We start from the raw sequence: 18,616 nt of genomic DNA on the forward strand, positions 1-18,616 counted from the left end.
CATCTCGGTCGGCACCACCGCGGCGCTGTTGTGGTCGTTGTATGCGTTGTTCTTCGGCACCGCCGGACAACCAGGCACGACCCACGGGATGTTGACCGGACTAAGTTCGGACACGCCGAGGACGATCGAGGCGGGGGCGGTCAGCGTGGTCATTGTCGAGGGCACTGTTGAAGGGAGTGTCCGTGAACCGTGAAGACGCGAAGGGTGTGCCGACGAGGCTTCCGGCCTGGGGTCGTGTGAACCCAGTAGATGGGGTTCCGTTCTGGTCTCTGGTTGGACCGGACGATCGTGAGATCGAGCCGGTCGGCGAGTTTCTGAAGGAGTTGGTCACTCGTGGTCACCGCGCCGGGACGGTTCGGAGCTATGCGTATGACCTGCTGCGATGGTGGCGCTGGTTGCGTGTGATCGACCGGCCGTGGAACCGTGCCACACAAGAAGACCTGCGCGAGTTCGTTCTCTGGTTGTCTGATGCCATCAAGCCGGAAAGTGGTCGGCGGACCGTGTCCGTCTCGACCGCGGGCACGATCAACGCCGTCACACGCAAGCAGTACCTCGACGACCGCTACAAGCCGCGGACCATCCGCCACAGCAATGCGGTGCTGCGCACCTTCTACGAATGGGCCATCATCGAAGGGACTGGGCCCCTGGTAAACCCAGTCCAGTTGCGCAACGCGAGCCGGCGCGCCCATGCGCACCACAACCCCCTCGAATCATTCCGAACCGACGGCCGGCTTCGCTACAACCCGCCCATACCGAAACGTCGTCCGAGGGTCCTTCCCGATCCGGAATGGGTTCGGCTCTTCGGTGCGCTCACCTCCAATCGCGACAGGGCACTGCTGTCGATGGCGGTCAGCAATGGTGCCCGAGCTGGGGAGATCCTCGGGATGCGGATGGCCGACGTCGACTGGGGCGAGCAGTTGGTGCGGGTGACTCGTAAAGGTTCACGGGACGAACAATGGCTACCTGTGAGCGCGGAGGCGCTGCTGTGGCTCCGCCTGTATCTGTCCGAGATCGATGATGTGCAACCGAACGCCCCACTGTGGTGGACCCTTCGCGTCCGCAATCGTCGGGCTGGTGCGTCCCGCCAACCGATGAACTACGAAACGCTCCGAGGCGTCTTCCGTCGCACCAACGTCGCGCTCGGAACCAACTGGAGCATGCACGATCTGCGGCACACTGCCGCACGACGTATGGCCGACGACTCGAAGCTCTCGCTCCGTGACGTTCAGACAATCCTCGGCCACCGACAAATCGCCACGACCGTCCAGGTGTACCTGCACGAATCAGATGTCCAGGTGGCGTCGCGTGTACTCGAGCACCTGAGCAGGCCTTCACCACCACACCCCCTCGCGGGGAAGTCGCTGGGATACCGGGACCATGACATGTCTGTTCTGTTTGGCGGTGAGGATCTGTGCTGACGACAGTGGCAACTCCCTCAGTGACCGTCCGCCCCGAGCGCGTTCACGGACACCACGACGGCCACTCGATCGATGAGGTGCTTGCCGCCGTGGAGGCAGACCTTCGCTGGCGGAATCACCCGGTACGCGGCGAGCGGGCCGCGATCGCGCTGCGCGGCATCCTCGAGTGGCTCTCCACATTCCCCGGAACCGGCTGGCAAGAGCGGTGGTCAGCCGCATCGGGGAACGACTACCCGAGCTGGATCACCACCATGACCGAGCATCTCTCGGCGCGCGGAGTCGCCCGCAGGAACGTGATCGACACAGTGCCGGCGCTCCTCATCCATCGAGTGGTGATCGTCGACTACGCGTTCCTGCGCGCATACAGGGCACGAAGCCTGTACGAGACGGTTCGAGAGAGGCTCCGCCCCGATCTCTGGGAACGCATCGCCGCCAACGCACCGCGCGCCAAACTGACGGCGTACCAGTTCCGCGAAGCGCGGTTGGTGTTGAGCAAGATGGTCCTGGCAACCGGCCGAGACCTCAACCAACTGCAGCTACATGACTTCACCGACTATCTTGCAGACAACCGGCACTCCAACGGGTCCAACCCGAACGGCGTCCACGCGGCCTGGGATCTCGTCCGCGGGATTGCCCCCATTCCCGACAACGACCTGCTGACGTGTCTGAGAGTCGGCCAGCGCAGCGCCGAACAGATCATCGACCGATTCGCCATCCAGAACTCGGCTATCCGGGATCTCCTCGTTCGCTATCTCAACGAGAGGAAGCCAGCGCTGGACTACACCTCCTTCGACTCAACAGCCCGCCTACTCGGCTCCTTCTGGGCTGATATCGAAGCCCACCATCCGGGTGTCGACTCCCTGCACCTCAGCGACAATGCCGCGCGAGATTGGAAGCTGCGCTTGCGTACCGTCACGAATCGAGATGGGTCCACCAGACCGCGGCTGAATTACCTGGACGTGCTGATGGTTGTGCGCGCGTTCTACCTCGACATCCAGGAGTGGGCCCTCGCGGATCCCTATTGGGCTCCGTGGGCGGCTCCGTCTCCCGTGCACCGTATGGACACAAAGGGAATCGAGAAGGCCAAGCGCACCCGACAAGCCCGGATGCACCAACGCGTCCGCACTCGGCTTCCACATCTCGACCGTCTCGTGGACAGCGCAAACGACCATCGCGAAGACCGGGCGGCGCTTCTCGACCATGCGCGGAGGGCCCAACCCGGCGAAGAGTTCGAGTACCGCGCAACGAAATACCGCAGGGTCGACCCCAGCGACAAGCGACGCGTCAACGGCAACACGACGTTCGTTCACGTCATCGATCCAGCGGGCCGGCGCATCGACGTCGTCAAGGAGGAAGACGACGCCTTCTGGACCTGGGCTGTTATCGAGACACTGCGCCACACCGGAATACGAGTGGAAGAGCTCGGCGAACTCACTCACCTCGCACTCGTCACCTACAGGCCGCCGGATACGGGCGAGACGGTGCCACTTCTGCAGATTCTTCCCTCGAAGAGCAACGAGGAGCGCCTGCTGCTCGTCAGCCCCGAACTCGCCAGCGTCCTCGCCTCGATTATCACTCGACTACGCGGTGAGAACGATGGAGTGATCCCGCTGGTCGCCAGATACGACAAGCATGAGCGGACGACAGGTCCAGCGCTTCCGCACCTCTTCCAGTGCCGCAACGGGCACCGACGTTCAGTGATCGGGTACGGAACCCTGCGACGCCTTCTCGAAGAGGCGATCGAGCGCATCGGCCTTCGTGACGCGGCCGGCGAGCCGTTGCACTTCACACCGCACGACTTCCGGCGATTGTTCGCCACGGACGCGGTTACGGGCGGACTCCCGGTCCACATCGCCGCCAAGCTCCTCGGACACGCCAACATCACCACCACGCAGGGGTACGTCGCGGTTTTCCAGGATGAGCTGATCGGGTCCTACCGCCGTTACCTCGACCACCGTCGAGCGATGCGCCCCGCCGTCGAGTACCGGGAACCCACCGATACAGAGTGGGCTGAGTTCGAGCAGCACTTCGCGACCCGACAGCTTGAACTCGGCACCTGCGGTCGCCCCTACGGATCGCTGAAGCGCGAACAAACGGGTGGCTCGGCGAAATTTAAGGGCTCGAGACCAGCCGAGACGCGGCGATCCGCAAGCTCACGGTCCTCGACCGATCGGGCCCGTACGGCCGAACAGGCCTGGCCGACTTGGGTATCCCGTCGGCTCGCTGATCCGCTCAGGGCGAGACGGTCGTTCAGTGAACCAGCGGCACGCCGAAGTTCAAAAGAACGTCGGGAATTGGATGACCAGACCAAGTTCCAGTGGTGCGGGAGATTCTAGGTCGGCGGGAGGTTCGACTGGGTCGTCTCGGACGGGCGGGTCAGTGCATTCAGTGCGTTGATCCCTACAGGTTCAGTGGCCAGCATCGGCACGATCGCACTCCGGTTGTGTGTGCTGGTGATGGAGCTGATCTCGACGACTTCTGTCCCGGCACGCCGTCGGAGCAGCGGTGATGTCGGGTGAGCTGCAGCGATCGAGTTGTTGACCACCCAGGCCCACGGGTGGATCCCGGCGCGTTCGAGGTCGGCGTGCAGTGTTTCGGCTTCGAGGCGGGGTGTGGTTTCGGCGAGGGTGACGATGAGGATCTTGGTCTCGTCGGGATTCTGCAGCCGCATCAGTGGGGTGGTGAAGTTCGTGTTCTCGCCCATCTGCCGGGCGATCTCGCGGTGGTAGGAGCCGGTTGCATCGAGCAGGAGCAAGGTGTGGCCGGTGGGGGCGGTGTCGACGACGACGAAGTGCCGGCGGGATTCGTGGATGATGCGGGAGAAGGCCTGGAAGACAGCGACTTCCTCGGTGCACGGGGACTTGAGGTCCTCGGCGAGGTTGGCGCGGCCCTGCTCGTCGAGGGCGGCGCCCTTGCTGGTCAGGACCCGGTCCCGGTACGCGGCGGTAGCCTCAGCCGGATCGATCCGCGAGACGGTCAGGTTCTCGAGGTTGCCGGCGAGGGTGTCGGTGAGGTGCGCGGCCGGGTCGGTGGTGGTCAGGTGCACCTGGTGGCCGCGCTCGGCGAGCGCGACGGCCACGGCGGCGGCGATGGTGGTCTTCCCGACCCCGCCCTTGCCCATGCACATGATCAGGCCGTGGTCGTCGGCGGCGAGTTCGTCGACGAGCGCGGACAGCGGCGCTTCCGGCACGGCGGCAGCGGTCTCGGAATCGGCCTGTGCCGGTGCGGTGTTCGACTCGGTGATGAACAGGGTGCCCAGGGCGTCGATGCCGACCATGCTGGTGGCCTTGAGCTCGACCTGGTCGAGGGGCAGCTTCCGCAGGTCGCCCGGTAGGGCGGCGAGGGCGGCCTGTTCGCGGTCGTAGATCGCGGAGGCCAAGGCGTCGCTGCGGTCGGGGGCGGGGAGGACACCGTTGATGACGACGTGCTGCTCGGTCAGTCCGATGTCGGCGAGTTCGGTGTGGGTGCGGGCGATCTCGGCCAGCGGGGACCGCTGCGGCCGGGCGACCAGGACCAGGCGGGTACGCTGCGGGTCGGCCAGGGCGGCGACGGCGCCGGCGTAGATGGTGCGTTGCTTCTCGAGCCCGGACAGCGGGCCCAGGCAGGAGGCGTCGCCCTTGCCGTCGTCGAGGAATTCGGTCCACGACCCGGGCAGCTGCAGCAACCGGATTGTGTGGCCGGTGGGGGCGGTGTCGAACAGGACGTGGTCAAACCCGGCGATCGTGGTCTCGTCGGTCAGCAGCGCGGTGAACTCGTTGAACGAGGCGATCTCGGTGGTGCACGACCCGGAGAGCTGTTCGGTGATCGACGCGAGTTCCTTCTCGGGGAGCAGCCCACGGACGGGGCCGATGATGCGTTCGCGGTACGCGTCGGCGGCCTGTTCGGGGTCGATCTCGAGCGCCGAGAGTCCCGGGACGGCAGGGACGTCGGTGATTGTGTTGCCGATGCTCAGCCCGAAGACCTGCCCCACGTTGGAGGCGGGGTCGGTGCTCACGAGCAGGACCTTCTTGCCCTCGCGGGTGAGGGCGACGGCGGAGGCGCAGGCGATCGAGGTCTTCCCGACCCCACCCTTGCCGGTGAAGAACAGGAACCGCGGTGCACCGTCGAGGAACTTCATGGGTCGACCTTTCAGCAGCAGCTGGTGTTGTCCGGGCCGTCGCCGCAGCAGGATCCGGCGTCGGTGGTGTCGGTGAGGCCGAGCATCTGGATCGCGGCGGGCGCGGCCACCGGTTCGGGGGCGATGCCGGCCCACTTGGCGAGCTGGGCCCGGTCGGGGTAGCGGCCGGTGACGGCGGTGACGCCGTCGACGAGGACGAGGGGCAGGCCCTCTGAGCCGGAGAGCTGCAGGAACGCCTTGACCGGTTCCCGCTCGGCGAAGGCGAGGGGCTCATTGGCGAGGTTGAAGCGGGCGATGTCGCCGCCCTGGGTGTTGATCCAGTCCATGTCGGCGGTGAAGGTGACCAGGGCCTGGTCGACGTCGTCGCCGCACACTCCGGTGTTGCAGCACAGTGCGGGCTCGAAAACCTCGATACGGGTCATCAGGGGGGCCTCTCAGTTCTCAGGGGTGGGTGGGGGCCGTGAGCTGGGCGGCGAGCCGGTCGACGCGGGCGGCGATGTCGTCGCGGACCAGGCGCATGCGGTCGATGCCGTCGATGCCGCGTTCGGACGGCTCGTCGGTGTCCCAGTTCTCGAACCGGGTCCCCGGGACGGGATCGACGTGGGCCTCGCGGCCGAGGGTGACCACCACGTCGACTGCCCGCAGCAGCTGCGGGTCGATCGCCTTCGGGGTCTCGGCGGTGATGTCCACGCCGACCTCGAGAAGCGACTGCGCGGACAGGGCGTTGACCGCGGCGCCAGGCTTGGTGCCGGCCGAGTGCACCTCGACCGCGTCGCCGGCGGCCTTGCGCATCAGCCCGGCCGCCATCTGGGACTTGCCGCCGTTCTTCACGCAGACGAACAGCACCGAAGGTTTGTTCACGCTCGGATCCTTCCGGGGTGGCCGTGTTCACCGGCCGTTCGGTTGACGAGTTGAATCGATAAGAGTCAATATAGACGTATGTCGAATCAATCGTCGAGTGGGGTCGAGGCCTGCTGCTCGCCCATCACGCGGGAGCCGTTGACCTCAGATTGGGCCTCTGACCTGGCCCGGATGTTCAAGGCGCTCGGGGATCCGGTGCGTCTGCGGATGCTGAGTCTGATCGCCAGCCACGAGAACGGCGAGAGCTGTGTGTGCGACATCTCCCCGGCGTTCGAGCTGTCGCAGCCGACGATCTCGCATCACCTCAAGGTGTTGCGCGAGGCCGGTCTGCTCGACTGTGAGCGCCGCGGCACCTGGGTCTACTACCGGGTGATCCCGTCCGCGCTCGCGCAGTTGTCGGCGGTGCTGGCGTCCGAGGTCGGTGTCGTCGAAGGCTCGGCCTGCGTGCCCGCAGCTGCGGTCGTGGAGGTGGCTCGGTGACCGAGACGACCACCCATCCCGCTGTTGTCGGCAAGCTCTCGACCCTGGACCGGTTCCTGCCGGTGTGGATCGGTGTGGCGATGGTCGCCGGCCTGCTCCTGGGCCGGATGATCCCCGGCCTCGGTGACGCACTCGGGGCCGTCGAACTCGACGGCATCTCCCTGCCGATCGCGCTCGGTCTGCTGATCATGATGTACCCGGTCCTCGCGAAGGTGCGCTACGACCGCCTCGACACCGTCACCGGCGACCGCAAACTCCTCCTCGGCTCCCTGCTGCTGAACTGGGTCCTCGGCCCGGCGCTGATGTTCGCGCTCGCCTGGATCTTCCTGCCCGACCTGCCCGAATACCGGACCGGTCTGATCATCGTCGGCCTCGCGCGCTGCATCGCGATGGTCATCATCTGGAACGACCTCGCCTGCGGCGACCGCGAAGCGGCCGCCGTCCTGGTCGCGATCAACTCCGTCTTCCAGGTAATCATGTTCGCCGTCCTCGGCTGGTTCTACCTCTCGGTGCTGCCCGGCTGGCTGGGCCTCGAACAGACCACCATCGACACCTCACCGTGGCAGATCGCCAAGTCCGTACTGATCTTCCTCGGCATCCCGCTGCTCGCCGGGTTCCTCACCCGCCACTTCGGGGAGAAGGCCAAGGGCCGCGAGTGGTACGAGGAGCGGTTCCTGCCGAAGATCGGCCCCTGGGCGCTCTACGGCCTGCTGTTCACCATCGTGATCCTCTTCGCGCTACAGGGCGACCAGATCACCTCGCAGCCACTCGATGTCGTCCGGATCGCGATCCCGCTGCTCGCGTACTTCGCGATCATGTGGGGCGGCGGCTACGCACTCGGCGCCGCAATGGGACTGGGCTACGAGCGCACCACCACCCTCGCGTTCACCGCCGCGGGCAACAACTTCGAGCTCGCCATCGCGGTCGCCATCGCCACCTACGGCGTCACCTCCGGCCAGGCCCTCGCCGGGGTCGTCGGACCGCTGATCGAGGTCCCCGTCCTCGTCGGCCTGGTCTACGTCTCCCTCGCGCTACGCAAACGCTTCAACCGCACGGACTCTCCCGCACCCATCGCTTCGTGACCCGAGAAGGCCAGGAGACGAACATGTCCCAGCATGTCGACCGCCATCAGTCCGAACTACTCGTCCCCGAGGCGGTCCTGCGGCGGGCCGCCGAGCATCTCGCCGGCAGATACGTCGGGGTCTTCTCCCCGGAAACGGTGGAGCGGACGGTGTTCGAGTCGTACGCCGCGCTCCGCGAGACCGCCACGGTGCACACCCATCTGACGGCGCTCGCGCCCAGGCTGGCCGCCGAACGCCTCACCGCCCGCGCCCACACCGACGGTTCCGTGGTGAAGACGGCGCCCGAGGTGCTGTTCGTCTGCGCCCACAACACCGGCCGCTCGCAGATGGCGGCGGCGCTGCTCGACCACCACAGCGGCGGCCGTGTCCACGTCCATTCGGCGGGCTCGGCCCCGACCGGCGGGATCGATCCCGCCGTCCTCGCGGTGATGGCCGAAACCGGAATCGACCTGGCCGCCGCGTATCCCAAGCCGCTGACCGACGAGGTCGTCGCCGTCGCCGACGTGGTGGTCACCCTGGGCTGCGGCGACGCCTGCCCGGTCCATCCGGGCACACGGTATCTCGACTGGTCGGTACCCGACCCGGAAGGGCAATCGCCGCACATGGTGCGCGCGATCCGCGACGAGATCGATATTCGTGTCCGCGGCCTGCTCACCGAACTCACCACCACCACCCAGGCCTGACCCCTCCATCTTCCCGAAAGGTTCTCGATGACCACCGATTCCCCGAACGCCACTCCGTCGGTCCTGTTCGTCTGCGTGCACAACGCCGGCCGCTCCCAGATGGCCGCCGGATTCCTCACCGCGCTGGCCGGTGACCGGATCGAGGTCCGCTCCGCGGGCAGCGCCCCGGCCGACCAGGTCAACCCCGCCGCGACCCTGGCGATGGCCGAGGTCGGCATCGACATCTCGACGCAGTCCCCGAAGATCCTCACCGTGGACGCGGTACAGGCCTCCGACGTGGTGATCACGATGGGCTGCGGCGACACGTGCCCGGTCTTCCCCGGAAAGTCCTACCGCGACTGGGTTCTCGAGGATCCGGCCGGTCAGGGTGTCGACGCGGTCCGCCCGATTCGTGACGAGATCAAGGCGAAGGTCGAGGCGCTGATCGCAGAACTGACCGCCGAGCCCGCCCGTTCCTGACCGACAACGTCCACCTCTTCGCCCCTGCGGGGGCCGCACGGAAGGCTCCTCATTGAGTACTGACGCGACCATCCACGACCTGATCATCGTCGGCTCCGGACCCGCCGGATACACGGCCGGCGTCTACGCCGCCCGCGCGGAGCTCGAGCCCCTGCTCTTCGAGGGCACCCAGTTCGGCGGCTCGCTGATGACCACCACCGAGGTGGAGAACTTCCCCGGCTTCCGCGAGGGCATCATGGGCCCGGATCTCATGGACGAGATGCGCGAGCAGGCCAAGCGTTTCGGCGCGGACATCCGCACCGAGGACGTCGAGGAGATCGAGCTGGACGGCCCGGTCAAGAAGGTCGTCGCGAACGGTGAGACGTACTACGCCCGCGCCGTCATTCTTGCGATGGGTGCCGCTGCCCGCTACCTCGGTATCCCGGGGGAGGAGAAGCTCCTCGGCCGCGGCGTCAGCGCCTGCGCCACCTGCGACGGCTTCTTCTTCCGCGACCAGGACATCGTCGTGGTCGGCGGCGGCGACTCCGCGATGGAGGAGGCCACCTTCCTGACCAAGTTCGCCCGCAGCGTCACCCTCGTGCACCGCCGCGAGGAGTTCCGCGCGTCCCGGATCATGCTCGAGCGCGCCAAGGCGAACGAGAAGATCCGCTTCGTCACCAACGCCGAGCCGGTCGAGGTGCTGGGTGAGAACAGCGTCACCGGCCTGGTGGTCCGCGACACGGTCACCGGCGAGCGGTCCACGCTCGACGTCACCGGCATGTTCGTCGCCATCGGCCACGACCCGCGCAGCGAGCTCGTCAAGGGCCAGGTCGACGTCGACGCCGCCGGCTACGTCCAGGTGCAGTCGCCGACGACCGCCACCTCCACCGAGGGTGTCTTCGCGGCCGGCGACCTGGTCGACCACACCTACCGTCAGGCCATCACCGCGGCCGGCACCGGCTGTGCCGCCGCGATCGACGCCGAGCGCTGGCTGGCCGACCAGGGGGAGATCACCGAGAACACCCTCGCCGCCGCCGGCGAGCCCGTCACCGTCTGAGCATGATGCAGCAGCGATCGGTGACCGACATGGATGTGGTCGTGATCGGTGGCGGACAGGCCGGGCTCGCCGCGGGCTACTACCTGCGGCGAGCCGGGCACCGGTTCGTGATCCTCGACGACCAACCGGTACCCGGCGGGGCATGGCCACACACGTGGCCGTCGCTGCGGCTGTTCTCCCCGGCGGAGTTCGCGGCCCTGCCGGGATGGCCGATGCCGCCGTGGCCGGACGGTTTCCCGCCCGCCTCGCACGTGGTCGACTACTTCACCGCCTACGAGGAGCGCTACGACCTGCCGATCAAGCGGCCCGTCCGGGTCACCGGTGTGGACCGCGACGGGCAGCACCTCGCCGTCACCACGAACCAACGGATCTGGCGGGCCCGGCGGGTGATCAGCGCGACCGGCACCTGGCAGCAACCGTTCTGGCCGCTGTACCCGGGTGCGCGGGAGTTCACCGGCCGCCAACTCCACACGGTCGACTACCGGCAACCGTCGGACTTCGCTGGCGCCCGGGTGGTGATCGTCGGTGGCGGCAACTCCGCCGCCCAGCTCGTCGCCGAAATCTCCACCGTGGCCACCACCACGTGGGTGACGACCCGGCCACCCCGCTTCCTCGCCGACGACGTCGACGGGCGGGTGCTGTTCCAGGTCGCATCCGAGCGCGCCGCGGCGATCGCCGCCGGGAAACCCGATCCCGGCGGACCGGCTTCCCTCGGCGACATCGTCATGGTGCCCGAGGTGCGTGAGGCCCGCGATCGTGGTGTCCTGCAGGCGCTACCGATGTTCGACCGTCTCACCCGAGACGGCGTCGCCTGGGGAAACACGGTTCAGCACGCCGATGTCATTGTGTGGGCCACCGGCTTTCGGCCCGCGCTGGCCCACCTGCGTCCGCTGCGGTTGCGCGAGCACGACGGCACGATCGCCGTCTCGGGCACGAAGGCGCTCAAGGAGCCCCGCCTGCACCTGCTCGGCTACGGGGACTGGACCGGCCCCGGCTCGGCGACCATCCTCGGCGTCGGACGCACTGCCAAAGCTGCAGTCGCCCAACTCGACCTCGACGACTGACCACACTCGTCCGATAAGGGACCGGCGACGAGCGCGCCCACGTTCACCCGGACGCTTCCGCGGTGTGGGCGTTGCGCAAGGTGCTCGGGTATGCGGGTCATGGTGAGTGGTCCTCGTTGGATTCGAGGAGCAATGCGCCGATGACGAGGACGACGCCGCAGGTGATGTAGGTGTCGGCGATATTGAAGGTGGCGAACCATCCGGTGTGGAAGTAGTCGGTGACCTTGCCGTCGAGAAGACGGTCGATGACGTTGGCGGCGGCGCCGGCGACGATCGCGGCGAGCCCGACGGTCTGGATCGGGTGACTGTCCGGTGCGGTACGCCACGCGAACACACTGATCGTGGCGGTGATGGCCGCGGTGGCGGCAAGAACGACGGCGGTGGGGAGTTGGTCGCCGAGACTGAAAGCGACCCCGGTGTTGTAGGTCAGGCGCAGTTGCAGCAGGCCGAGATCGACGGTCCGACCCCAGGAAAGAGTGTCGCGTGCAATCGGATCGACGACCAGCGCGATCGCAGCTAAGGCGACGGCGACCGCGACGAGGGTGCGGCGGCCGCGGCGCCACCTGGCTGAGGTCGAGGTGGTGGGCTCGGCGTAGGTCATGACCGAGTCCCGGCGATCGGTTCGCGCGTGATCGCCGAGGGTGTCGCTGCGGTGAGGGTTCGGGCGCGTCCGGCGCGGACGCCGTTGGCGATGACGACGATCTCGGCGACTTCGTGGACGAGGACGACCGCGGCCAGGCCGAGGACACCGAACAGGGCCAGCGGCATCAAGACGGTGATGATCGCCAGGGACAGGCCGACGTTCTGCAGCATGATCGTCCGAGACCGGCGCGCGTGGTGCAGCGCCTGAGGTAGGTGGCGCAGGTCCTCGCCCATCAGAGCGACGTCGGCAGTCTCGATCGCCACGTCGGTTCCTATTGCGCCCATCGCGATACCGAGGTCTGCGGTGGCGAGGGCGGGGGCGTCATTTACTCCGTCGCCGACCATCGCGGTCGGTCGCGCAGCGCGGAGGGTTCCGACGATGCGGGCCTTGTCCTCGGGGCGCAGGTCGGCGTGCACTTCGTCGATGCCGACGTCGGCGGCCAGGGCGCGGGCGGTGCGGTCGTTGTCGCCGGTGAGCATCGCGACCTGGTAGCCGTCGCGGCGCAGGCCGGCGATCACCTCGTGTGCCTCGGGGCGGAGTTCATCGCGGACGGCGACCGCCCCAATCACGGTTCCGGCGCGCTCGATCAGGACCGCGGTGGCGCCGGCACGCTGCATCCGTTCGATGTCGGCGGTGAGGGGGCCGGGGTCGATCCAGCCGGGTCGACCGAGCCGAACCGGTGCGCCGTCGATGCGGCCGGTCAGGCCCGCGCCGGTCACGGCATCGACATCGTCGGCGGGCACGTAGTGGCCGACGGCGGCGAGAATCGCTCGGGCCAGCGGGTGTTCGCTGCGGGCCTCCAACGCCGCGGCCACCGCGAGGACGTCGCCGCGGGTGGCGCCGTTAGCGGCGGCGACGTCGATCACGACGGGCTGGTTGCGGGTGAGAGTGCCGGTCTTGTCCAGCGCGACGGTGCGGATGCGGCCGAGTGCTTCGAGGGCGGCACCGCCCTTGACCAGGACGCCGAGCTTGGACGCGGCGCCGATCGCGGCGACGACCGTCACGGGGATGGCAATCGCCAGCGCGCACGGTGAGGCGGCGACGAGCACGACGAGGGCGCGTTCGATCCACACCCGCGGATCACCGGCGAGGCTGCCGACTGCGGCGATGACCGCGGCCGCGACCATCACGGCCGGGACAAGCGGCTTGGCTATCTTGTCGGCCAGGCGTTGCGCTTCGCCCTTGCGGGACTGCTCGGCCTCGACGATCCGCACGATCTTGGCCAGCGAGTTGTCTTGCGCGCCAGCGGTGACCTCGACCTCGAGGACTCCGGTGCCGTTGATCGACCCGGCGAACACCTCGTCGCCGGGACCGGCCTCGACGGGCACCGATTCGCCGGTGATCGCGGAGGTGTCCAGGGCGGTGCGTCCGGTGCGGATGACGCCGTCGGTCGCGATCCGCTCCCCGGGCTTGACGATCATGATCTCGCCGAGAGCGAGCTCGGCCGGCGGGACGGTCTCCTCGCGGCCGCCGCGGAGCACCGTGGCGGTGTCCGGGACCAGGGACAACAGGGCCCGCAGGCCGCGGCGGGTGCGGGTGACCGCGTACTCCTCGAGCCCCTCGCTGATCGCGAACAGGAACGCGAGCATGGCGGCCTCGCCGACCTCGCCGAGCAGCACCGCTCCGACGGCGGCAATCGTCATCAGCGTGCCGACGCCGATCTTGCCCTTGGCCAGCCTCTTGAGCGTGGACGGGACGAACGTGTAACCCGCCACGATCAGCGCGGCCGCCTCGAACCCCACAGCGAGCGCATCGGCTCCGCCGGTCACGCGAACGATCAGCGCCGCGACCAGCAGCACGCCGGCCGCGGCGGCGGCGCGGATCTCGGTGATGTGCCAGAGCTTTTCGGGCTCGTGTTCTTCCTCGCCTTCGGGGCGGGGTTCGTCGTGGCCGCAGCCGCACGCGTCGCTCATGACTTCTCCTCGGCATCGGTGCCGTAGTTCGGGCACAACGCGACCGCGTTCCCGGTCGCCGCCAGCAGCGTCTCCGCCGAGGCGAGAAGATCCATCAACTCCGGCCGGGCCAGCGCATAGAACACCTGCCGCCCCTGCGGGCGGCCGGTCACCAGCCCGCAGTCCCGCAGACACGCCACATGCGCCGACACCGTCGACTGCGCCAACCCCAACTCGCCGACCAGATCCGCCACCCGAGCCTCACCCGCAGCGAGGCGGCGCACGATCGCCAACCGGGTCCCGTCCGACAGGCTGTGGAACAACGCCACCGCCGCATCGAGGGTCGAGCCGGTACTCCCGGCTGTCAGGCAACCATCCGCACGATCAATCGTCATACGGCGATGATAACCGATGAACTACGATGTTAGATGGGGGTTGGAGATCAGGTGAGGACATGGAGAACTGGCTGACGAATCTGCAGGCCTGGTGGACCTGTCAGGTAATGATGGCGAACGGAACATGTGAGATGTGCGCGTGCACGCCGATGACGGGCTGCTGCTAGGTCGCATGTTGCTTCGGCCGTGAACCCGCTCGTGTCGCCTTCGGTGCAGTGCTGCGCTGTGGGCGGAACGAGCGGGCATCTTTGCCCTCACTCGCGAGGTCACTGATCGGGTCGGTTTCCGCCAATTCGACATTTCGACGATGCTCGAACGCACGGTCCGCATACGCGGACTGAGTGTCTGACGTCAGTGTCGCCGCAGCTCCGCCTGGCGGAGCGCCTCGACGAGGTCGGGAACTGTCGGTGCTCCGGCGGGGCCGTTGGCGGTGTGGTAGACCCTGCAGGTCAGTCCCACCCCGGTGGTCGGCCCGAACGCGTCGACCCGGTCGATGCGGATGGTGGGCGATCCCGGAAACGCTTCGCGTTCTGCCTCGTCCTGGGTGTCGATCGCCCGGAGCACGATCGGCGTTCCGGCGTTCCCGGTCGCGGCGAGGGCCTCGGCGATCTGGTCCCGGGCGATCTGCCAGTTGGGGCAGCCGTCGAAGTAGAGCAGCTCGATGTCCACGACGGTCAGAACGCCGCGCAGCTGGTGGCGGCCTCGGTCTCGGATCGTCGTTCGAGCAGGACGGTGTCGCGCCACTCGCCGCCGAGTTGGGCGATGCGTTCGCGGACCCCGACGGTGCGGAACCCGGCGGAGTGGTGCAGCGCGATCGCGGCCCGGTTCTCCGGGAAGACCGAGGTCTGTAGCGTCCACAGGCCGGCCTGGTCGGCGGCGATCACCTGCGTTCGGAGCAGGGCCTTGCCGACGCCGCGGCCGCGCCAGCCTTCGGCGACACAGACCGCGCTTTCTGCGACCCCGCGGAAGTGCTCGTGGGGCGACGCGGGGGTTAGGGCGGCCCAGCCGACGACGGTGCCGTCGATCTCGGCGACCCACCGGTGATCCGGGAGCCACTGGGTGTCCAGCGTCTTCCGAGGCGGCACCTCGGTGGCGAAGGTGGTGAGACCGGTGGCGATGGCGTCGCTGTAGATGCGGCGCACGGCGGGCCAGTCCTCGTCGGTCATCGGTCGAACGGTCACGTCGCCGGGGAGATCGTCCGGGCAGCACGGGCGCTGGGTGAGCAGGCCCATGACTGCGTCGGCCGCGCTCGGCAGGCCGGTGCAGCACGCCGGGTTGACCACCACGACGGAGCTGGTGCCGTCCTTGTGGACGGTCACGAAGCCGACGTCGGCGAGCTTGCGGACGTGGTGCGAGATGGTCGGCTGGCCGATGCCCAGCCGTGTGGCCAGCTCCCCGATGCTGACGCCGGCCGGGGTGCTGGCGACCTCGTGGAGAAGCCGGACACGGGTCGGTTCGGCCAGGCAGGCGAACCAACCGGCGTAGGTGGCCGCGTCCTCGGCCGCCAAACCGGCCGACGGATGCCCGGCACCTGCACTCGGCGGGACACGGCACTCGGCGGACTCAGTGGACGTAACCATGAACTCAGTATATCGATCGGCATCGATGGTTGCATTCATCGATGGCCATCGATACTGTGGGCATTGATCGAAGAACATCGATGAAAGGTCGAATGATGAACGACTTGCCCGTCGTCGTGATCGGTGCCGGACCCATCGGTCTGGCCGCCGCCGCCGAACTGCGCGAACGCCAGCTCACCCCGCTGGTCTTCGAGCGGGGCCCCCGCGCAGGAGCTGCCGTGGCCGAGTGGAACCACGTGCGACTGTTCTCCCGCTGGGCCGAGGTCATCGACCCCGCCGCCCGCCGCCTGCTCGACCAGACCGGCTGGAATGCCCCCGACGATGAGGCGTATCTGACCGGGCAGGAGTGGGTCCGCGACTACCTCGTCCCGCTCGCCGCCGCACTCGGTGACGCCGTGCAGTTCGGCACCGAGGTCATCGGCGTCGCCCGCCGCGGCCGCGACCTCGTCGTCGACTCCGGCCGCGACACCGAACCGCTGTCCGTGCACATCCGCCGCGCCGACGGCACCGAGGAACGTGTGCTTGCGCAGGCGGTCATCGACGCCTCCGGCACCTGGGGCACCCCGAACCCGCTCGGCGGCGAAGGACTACCCGCGCTCGGCGAGAAGGCCGCGGCCGACGTCATCTCCTACCGCGTCCCGGACCTCGACGACCGGGAAGTGCGCGCGCAGTACGCGGGCAAGCACACCGCGATCGCCGGCGGCGGCCACTCGGCACTGAACGCCATCGTTGCCCTCGCCGCGCTCGAGAAGGAAGCACCCGGCACCCGGATCACCTGGATCCTGCGCCGCGGCGACGTCGCCTCCACATTCGGTGGCGGCGAATCCGACCAGCTGCCCGCCCGCGGCGCCCTGGGCCTGAAGGCGAAGAAGGCCGTCGACGACGGCCTGCTGAACGTCGTCACCGGGTTCCGCACCGCCGCAGTCGAACCCGCCGATCAGGACCGGGTTGCCCTGACCTCCGACAACGGTCAGCGGGTCGACGGTGTCGACCGTGTCGTGGTGCTCACCGGTTTCCGGCCCGAGCTGTCCTGGCTGTCGGAGATCCGCCTCGGCCTCGATCCGGTCCTGCAGGCCCCGATCGAGCTGGCCCCGCTGATCGACCCGAACGTGCACTCCTGCGGCACCGTCTACCCGCACGGCGCCGAGGAACTCAGCCACCCCGAACCCGGCTTCTACCTGGCCGGAATGAAGAGCTACGGCCGCGCACCGACGTTCCTGGCCATGACCGGGTACGAGCAGGTCCGCAGCATCGCCGCCGCGATCGCCGGTGACCACGAGGCCGCCGCCCGCGTCGAGCTGATCCTCCCCGAAACCGGGGTCTGCGGCGGCGCAGGGGTATTCGACGAGCCCGACGCCGACGCCTCGGAAGGCGGCTGCTGCGGCGCGCCGCAGCCAGAGTTGGTGACCCTGACCGCACCCGGCGGGTCACGATAGCCCGATGACGGACACCAAGGCCCCGCCGCAGACCGACACCCTTCCCGCGGCTGGTCTGCGGCGGGTCTTGGCGATCCTGTGCCTGACGGAGATCACCAGCTGGGGCATCCTCTACTACGCCTTCCCCGTGCTGTCGGTGTCCATCGCGGACGACACCGGCTGGTCCCTACAGACGATCATGGCCGCGTTCTCGATCGGCCAGCTCGCCGCCGCATTCACCGGCATCCCCGTCGGCCGCATCATCGACCGCATCGGCCCGCGCGCCATCATGACCGCCGGCTCCGTACTCGCCGTGCCCGCACTGCTCCTCATCGCGACCGCACACAACCTGCCGACGTTCTACGCCGGCTGGATCCTCGCCGGCATCGCGATGGGCGGCGTTCTCTACCCGCCCGCGTTCGCGGCGCTGACCCGCTGGTACGGCGACAGCTACGTCAAGGCGCTGATGATCCTCACCCTCGCCGCGGGCCTGGCGAGCACCGTCTTCGCCCCGCTCGCCGCGACGCTGGTCGAGCGAACCGACTGGCGCGCCACCTATCTCATCCTCGCGGCGATCCTCGCCGTCATCACCATCCCCGCCCACCTGTGGGGGCTGCGCGGGCGCTGGCCGCACCCACCGGCACCGGCGCACGGAGACGCGGCCGATCACCGCGACGCCTCCCGCAGCCCCGCGTTCCTCGCCCTCGTCGCCGCCTTGAGCCTCGGCGCGTTCGCCGCCTTCGCTGGCGTGTTCAACCTCGTGCCGCTGCTCATCGAACAAGGCTTCTCCCCGTCTCTGGCGGCTTTGACCCTCGGCCTGAGTGGGGCGGGACAGCTCCTCGGCCGCATCGGCTACCTGCCCCTCGCGGCCCGTACCTCGGCTCGCAGCCGTGCCATCGGTGTTCTCGTCGCGACCGCCGTCAGCACCGCACTACTGGGTGTCGTGACCACGGTCGTGACCCTGATCACCGTCGCGATCGGCGCCGGACTGATCCGTGGACTGTTCACCCTCGTCCAAGCCACCGCCATCACCGACCGGTGGGGCGCCGTCCACTACGGCCGCCTCAACGGCCTGATGTCCGCCCCCATCGTCATCGTGATGGCACTCGCCCCGTGGGCCGGCACCGCCCTGTCGAATTGGACCGGCAGCTACGCCCACGCCTACCTCGTCCTCGGTGCCATCGCACTCCTCGCAGCCCTCGTCGCGGCCGCCAGCGTCCCCCGCCGCACCGTCGACGCCACTCCCTGATTCGAAGGACCCCCACATGTCCCACTACGACGTCCTCATCGTGGGCGCCGGCCAGTCCGGCCTGGCCACTGCCCACTCCCTCCGCCAGCGTGGCCTGACCGCCGCGATCCTCGAAGCCTCCGACGACACCGCCGGATCCCGATCGGCGAGCTCGCCATTGACGACGAGTTCAATGTGCGCCCCGGCGAGAAGATCGCCAGCGACGGTGTGGTGGTGTCCGGCACCTCGGCAGTCGATGCCAG

At 68.4% G+C, this 18,616-nt stretch carries 19 protein-coding genes; 11 read left to right on the forward strand and 8 right to left on the reverse strand.

The genetic code is table 11. From position 1 onward, the window contains the following. The first annotated feature begins 182 nt into the window (after positions 1 to 182). Both B1818_RS23275 and B1818_RS23280 read left to right on the forward strand, forming a co-directional pair. On the forward strand, positions 183 to 1,418 hold the full coding sequence (locus B1818_RS23275) for a site-specific integrase (protein ID WP_005195314.1): 1,236 nt from the start codon (positions 183 to 185) through the stop codon (positions 1,416 to 1,418). Between the two features lie 329 nt (positions 1,419 to 1,747). Continuing rightward, the gene (locus tag B1818_RS23280; RefSeq protein ID WP_176455986.1) at positions 1,748 to 3,754 is read left to right on the forward strand and encodes a site-specific integrase; all 2,007 of its coding nucleotides are present in this window, start codon (positions 1,748 to 1,750) and stop codon (positions 3,752 to 3,754) included. Here the strand turns inward: B1818_RS23280 and arsA are convergent. Genes arsA through B1818_RS23295 form a run of 3 tightly spaced genes read right to left on the reverse strand, consistent with a single transcriptional unit; the run spans position 3,751 to position 6,396 of the window. Beyond that, positions 3,751 to 5,535, reverse strand: coding sequence for an arsenical pump-driving ATPase (gene arsA, locus B1818_RS23285; RefSeq protein WP_074848794.1), 1,785 nt, complete (start codon positions 5,533 to 5,535; stop codon positions 3,751 to 3,753). The two genes, B1818_RS23280 and arsA, sit on opposite strands and share 4 nt — an antisense overlap. 11 nt (positions 5,536 to 5,546) lie before the next feature. Continuing rightward, a complete protein-coding gene (gene arsD / locus B1818_RS23290; protein WP_074848795.1) occupies positions 5,547 to 5,957 on the reverse strand; it encodes an arsenite efflux transporter metallochaperone ArsD in 411 nt (136 codons plus the stop codon). 19 nt (positions 5,958 to 5,976) lie between these two features. Further along, on the reverse strand, positions 5,977 to 6,396 hold the full coding sequence (locus B1818_RS23295) for a low molecular weight phosphatase family protein (protein WP_005195317.1): 420 nt from the start codon (positions 6,394 to 6,396) through the stop codon (positions 5,977 to 5,979). A 78-nt stretch (positions 6,397 to 6,474) separates the two neighbouring features. Between B1818_RS23295 and B1818_RS23300 the strand changes: the two genes are divergently transcribed. From B1818_RS23300 to B1818_RS23325, 6 genes are read left to right on the forward strand one after another with little or no spacing between them, the layout of a single operon-like run. Next, positions 6,475 to 6,876, forward strand: coding sequence for a helix-turn-helix transcriptional regulator (locus tag B1818_RS23300; RefSeq protein ID WP_005195318.1), 402 nt, complete (start codon positions 6,475 to 6,477; stop codon positions 6,874 to 6,876). Then, positions 6,873 to 7,958: an ACR3 family arsenite efflux transporter gene (arsB, locus tag B1818_RS23305; RefSeq protein WP_005195320.1), complete on the forward strand. Its 1,086-nt coding sequence runs from the start codon at positions 6,873 to 6,875 to the stop codon at positions 7,956 to 7,958. The genes B1818_RS23300 and arsB overlap by 4 nt, the downstream gene beginning before the upstream one ends. 23 nt (positions 7,959 to 7,981) lie before the next feature. Next, a complete protein-coding gene (locus B1818_RS23310) occupies positions 7,982 to 8,641 on the forward strand; it encodes an arsenate reductase ArsC (RefSeq protein ID WP_005195321.1) in 660 nt (219 codons plus the stop codon). Positions 8,642 to 8,668: 27 nt separating this feature from the next. After that, the gene (locus B1818_RS23315; RefSeq protein ID WP_005195323.1) at positions 8,669 to 9,100 is read left to right on the forward strand and encodes an arsenate reductase ArsC; all 432 of its coding nucleotides are present in this window, start codon (positions 8,669 to 8,671) and stop codon (positions 9,098 to 9,100) included. Positions 9,101 to 9,152: 52 nt separating this feature from the next. Next, entirely contained in the window at positions 9,153 to 10,136 is a 984-nt protein-coding gene (gene trxB, locus B1818_RS23320; protein WP_005195324.1) for a thioredoxin-disulfide reductase, read from the forward strand. A gap of 2 nt (positions 10,137 to 10,138) precedes the next feature. Then, complete coding sequence (locus B1818_RS23325; protein ID WP_005195327.1) at positions 10,139 to 11,200, forward strand: ArsO family NAD(P)H-dependent flavin-containing monooxygenase; 1,062 nt, start codon at positions 10,139 to 10,141, stop codon at positions 11,198 to 11,200. Between the two features lie 97 nt (positions 11,201 to 11,297). Here the strand turns inward: B1818_RS23325 and lspA are convergent, their stop codons facing one another. The 5 genes from lspA to B1818_RS23350 form a co-directional block, all read right to left on the reverse strand. Beyond that, entirely contained in the window at positions 11,298 to 11,801 is a 504-nt protein-coding gene (gene lspA, locus B1818_RS23330; protein ID WP_005195328.1) for a signal peptidase II, read from the reverse strand. After that, positions 11,798 to 13,756, reverse strand: a complete 1,959-nt coding sequence (locus B1818_RS23335; protein ID WP_005195329.1) for a cation-translocating P-type ATPase — start codon at positions 13,754 to 13,756, stop codon at positions 11,798 to 11,800. The genes lspA and B1818_RS23335 overlap by 4 nt, the downstream gene beginning before the upstream one ends. Then, positions 13,753 to 14,130, reverse strand: coding sequence for a helix-turn-helix transcriptional regulator (locus B1818_RS23340; protein WP_005195330.1), 378 nt, complete (start codon positions 14,128 to 14,130; stop codon positions 13,753 to 13,755). Before B1818_RS23340 ends, B1818_RS23335 begins: the two co-directional genes overlap by 4 nt. Before the next feature lie 351 nt (positions 14,131 to 14,481). After that, a complete protein-coding gene (locus B1818_RS23345) occupies positions 14,482 to 14,799 on the reverse strand; it encodes a hypothetical protein (protein ID WP_005195331.1) in 318 nt (105 codons plus the stop codon). Between the two features lie 5 nt (positions 14,800 to 14,804). Then, entirely contained in the window at positions 14,805 to 15,710 is a 906-nt protein-coding gene (locus B1818_RS23350; RefSeq protein ID WP_005195334.1) for a GNAT family N-acetyltransferase, read from the reverse strand. A 95-nt stretch (positions 15,711 to 15,805) separates the two neighbouring features. On the opposite strand from B1818_RS23350, the gene B1818_RS23355 reads away from it, so the two are divergent. The 3 genes from B1818_RS23355 to B1818_RS24620 all read left to right on the forward strand — a co-directional run. Next, a complete protein-coding gene (locus B1818_RS23355) occupies positions 15,806 to 17,146 on the forward strand; it encodes an NAD(P)-binding domain-containing protein (RefSeq protein WP_074852727.1) in 1,341 nt (446 codons plus the stop codon). A gap of 4 nt (positions 17,147 to 17,150) precedes the next feature. Then, positions 17,151 to 18,374: an MFS transporter gene (locus tag B1818_RS23360; RefSeq protein WP_005195350.1), complete on the forward strand. Its 1,224-nt coding sequence runs from the start codon at positions 17,151 to 17,153 to the stop codon at positions 18,372 to 18,374. 16 nt (positions 18,375 to 18,390) lie between these two features. After that, positions 18,391 to 18,616: FAD-dependent oxidoreductase (locus B1818_RS24620; RefSeq protein ID WP_254859876.1), on the forward strand; the 226-nt coding region annotated here is incomplete at its 3' end.

Source organism: Gordonia sp. IITR100 (assembly GCF_002009645.1).
GTDB classification, from domain to species: domain Bacteria; phylum Actinomycetota; class Actinomycetes; order Mycobacteriales; family Mycobacteriaceae; genus Gordonia; species Gordonia hongkongensis.